This is a genomic window from Nostoc sp. (assembly GCF_041747015.1).
Taxonomy (GTDB): Bacteria; Cyanobacteriota; Cyanobacteriia; order Cyanobacteriales; family Nostocaceae; genus Nostoc.
The window spans coordinates 1-3,267 of record NZ_JBGTFY010000105.1 but is presented as its reverse complement, the minus strand read 5'-3'; the positions used below and the strand labels follow the sequence as shown (position 1 = coordinate 3,267).

The following is a 3,267-nucleotide window of genomic DNA, read 5'->3' as shown; positions in this document are numbered from 1 at the left end:
GTTAAACAGAGGATGTTCAGCAGCATTGAAGCTAACGCTGCCAATAATGCTTCAAAAGAATATTTACAAACTTATAAAGCTAGTCGGATTAATTTACCAGATGGTTGCAAAGATGCACGCTATGCCGACAGTATCGAGCAGAGTTATCCCTTCCACCCGGAATTATTTAATCTGCTGACTAAAAAGATTGCCTCCATCCCAAACTTCCAACGCACCAGAGGCGCTTTGCGGTTATTTGCTAGAGTTATACGTTATCTGTGGGACGATACTACTGCATGGATACCGCTAATTCATTCTCACCACATTCCTGTTGGTATTGAAGAAGAAATCACCAGCGATTTAACTGCCCGTTTAGAACGTCCCTTGATGCGGATTACGATCCAAGCAGACATTTACAATAAAGATGGTAGAGAGGCACACGCTCAGTTACAAGATGCAGAATGGATTGCTGCTGGTAAACCTCCCTTTTCAACCTGGGTAGCCCGGACTATTTTTTTGCATTCCATCACTCAAGGTATATCTGCGGGGATTCGTCGCGCCGAATTAAATTTATCTTTGTTGACACCAGGGCTAGAAATTGGCTTTGTTGATACTGCCTTAGAAAGGTTGAGTGAAGTTGCTTGGTACTTGGAAAATGATCCAATGACAACTCTGGCTCGTTTCAAGGAAGAACCATCAATCAATAAAATTATTGCTGAAGAAAAAGCTCAAGTTGGAATTACCGAGGCGAAGGATGATTTACGAAGTCGCCGCGATGCCATTTTTGCTAATAGACTACTCACGTTAGTTATTGCACCAGAATCACCAGCAGATGTGGATGACGTGTCTGATAGCATCGCCCTGTGTTTAATTGACTTTAATGAGGCGACTATTTCTGTAACTACCGAAGGGCCACCGCCAATGGTGGAGAAAATTTTTAATGAAACAGGTGAGTCGGGGAAATTCCGTACTTTTAGAAATCGTTTGTTATTTTTAGTTGCTAACAGGCAAGAATTAGAACGAGCAATTGACAATGCTAGGGAGTTTCGGGCTATTCAAAATATTCTAAATTCTCCCAATCGCTTACAAGATTTATCAGAAAATCAGCAAAAACAACTCAAAGATAAAAAAGGTTCTCTTGATTTAGGGGTAAGAGTATCTTTAACTAATGCCTACCGCCATTTATTTTACCCTGCTAATGACCCAGTAAAAGCTCCCAAAGGTTTGATGCACTATACCCTTCCCGCCCAAGATTCTAGCGATGTGAAGGGTAAAAATAATCAACAAGATGTCATCTTAAAAGCACTTAAAGATTGTCAGAAAATTCGTGCTGATGATGCACCATTTTACGCCCCTGCTTATATTTTGCAGAAGGTGTGGCTGTCTGGGTTAAACCATTGGACAACTAAAGCATTAAAAGAAGCTTTCGCTAAAGATTTGAGTTTAAATATATTTGTCGATGCCGAAATCTCAAAGCTGCGAGATACCATCCGCCAGGGGTTGCAGACTGGTAACTGGGATATGAAAGTGGGAGAAAAGCTGTTTATTAAAACCGATGACGGGAAGTTTACCCTACCTGACTCCATAGAATTTTCTGAACGGATAGAACTCTATCGCCGGGGAATTCTGGAACCACCGAAACCGCGAGAAATTGAACTGAATGCTCAAGTCTTGTCCAGTACAGAATCGGTAAAACCTGTGCGGATACGGTGGAAAGCATCGGGGGCTTTGACGATTAAACTGTATCAAGATGGGAATTTGGTTGCAGGGGAGTTTCGCCCTAGTGATGAGTACGAAACAGCGATCGCTAAAACCACAACTTTCAAAATTATAGCTGACTACGGCAATGGCGAAGTTGCTGAGAGAGAAACCCCAGCAAGCATTTTAACCTACGGTACTGGGACACCGCGCACACCTAACGGTAGCGAAAAAATTGGCGATGACTGGAATGATTTATCTCTGTTTAAAGCTAAACCGGAAGAATTTGATTTGGAGGGAACACTTGATCGGGTGTTTAATGAATTAAGCGATCGCATCCAAGATAATCAAGTTCAGGGTATCCAGTTGTTGGAAATCTCCGTTGGGCAAGTAATGGACTACCGCAAGTTGATGACGGCTTTCCCTATGTTGATCAAGTTACCCTTGCAAATCGACCAAACGGCAACTATTACTGTTAATGAACAGTTTATTAGGTTAGAGTATCAAGGGCCAGTCAAAGGATTTCAAAGTTTTCAGGGGGCTGTCAACACTTTGCTAAGTAGCCCGGATGTAAAAGCTGACGTGTCGCTGAAGCTAGTATTTGAATTTTCATCTCCAGTGCAACCAAACGGCGCAGAAATCAGTAATATCAAAGGTGCCCTTAATCGTAACCCGGTTGAGCGGCTGAACTTGATGGCTAAAGTGACTTACTAAAGATGCAAGAGTTTCAACTGCGAGTGGTTCCTACAGACAATAATAACTTTGCCCTTGAGTTGTACCAGTGTGCCTATAAAAAGGCTGGAGAAAAAAAGAGGGCAGCAGCCAAGCGCATTGGGCGACTAAAGGGCAATGCTTTAGTGCAGACGAAACAGGCAATATATAATTGCTTGAAAGGTAACAATTACGACCCAAAAACCCTAAGTCATAGTCGCCAGTCACCTTACGTTCTTGATGAAGAGTCGGGAGTAAACTTAGCACTGTTGTTTCAAGTATTGCAGCCCCTCTCTAAACCAGAACGCATTGCTAATATTACTGCTGGGATTACAGCGATGAGTAATGAGGAGTCCCATTACTGGTTTTCTAAAGTGAGTAATGGGCGGCGGAGTGCTGCATTAAAGGCTATTCGAGTATTGCTTGGTGATTAGTATTAATCACTACGCTATTGGCATTCGGCAGGGGAGACGATAGCGATCGCCCCTGGCGCGACGACTGCGAGAACTACTGCTACAATCCAAGCAATCATCGTTGGCACGCGGCTCCACATTGATAATGCTGCGTTCTCGCGCAAACCTTAATTGGTGGCACAGTTGGACTTCTGGTTGATAAAGCCCTGTGAACATCATCATAAAATCGTTCATAGCTTGCTCGGCAGATTTAACATTGAGTGCAATGACGCTGGGTTGAGCGATATCTTCATCCTCAACATACCGCTGAGTTCGCCGTTCTTCCTCACTCAATGCTTCTTGTTGTAACCTACCAGCCGGAATCAATTCATGGCAGTGCAGGCAACCACCATAAGCATAAGGAAGTACGGGTCGAGTAGCAGTAAAAATATCTCCAACTTGCCTTGTTTGCTTATCAACAGGAACC

General features: G+C 43.2%; 2 protein-coding genes and 1 pseudogene. 2 read left to right on the top strand and 1 reads right to left on the bottom strand.

Features of this window, described 5'->3' with window-relative positions; translation table 11 throughout:
* Together ACEW80_RS07905 and ACEW80_RS07900 are read left to right on the top strand one after the other, a co-directional pair.
* A partial coding sequence (locus ACEW80_RS07905) for a DUF499 domain-containing protein (protein WP_373526065.1) occupies positions 1-2,391 on the top strand: 2,391 nt, incomplete at its 5' end.
* A 2-nt stretch (positions 2,392-2,393) separates the two neighbouring features.
* Entirely contained in the window at positions 2,394-2,822 is a 429-nt protein-coding gene (locus ACEW80_RS07900; RefSeq protein ID WP_373526064.1) for a hypothetical protein, read from the top strand.
* A 9-nt stretch (positions 2,823-2,831) separates the two neighbouring features.
* Here the strand turns inward: ACEW80_RS07900 and ACEW80_RS07895 are convergent.
* Positions 2,832-3,267 (bottom strand): annotated as a pseudogene (locus tag ACEW80_RS07895) (hypothetical protein); the annotation flags it as partial.

Excerpts from the sequence above, each read along its gene's own strand:
- ACEW80_RS07900 (WP_373526064.1), top strand. The coding sequence starts at position 2,394 with ATGCAAGAGTTTCAACTGCGAGTGGTTCCTACAGACAATAATAACTTT.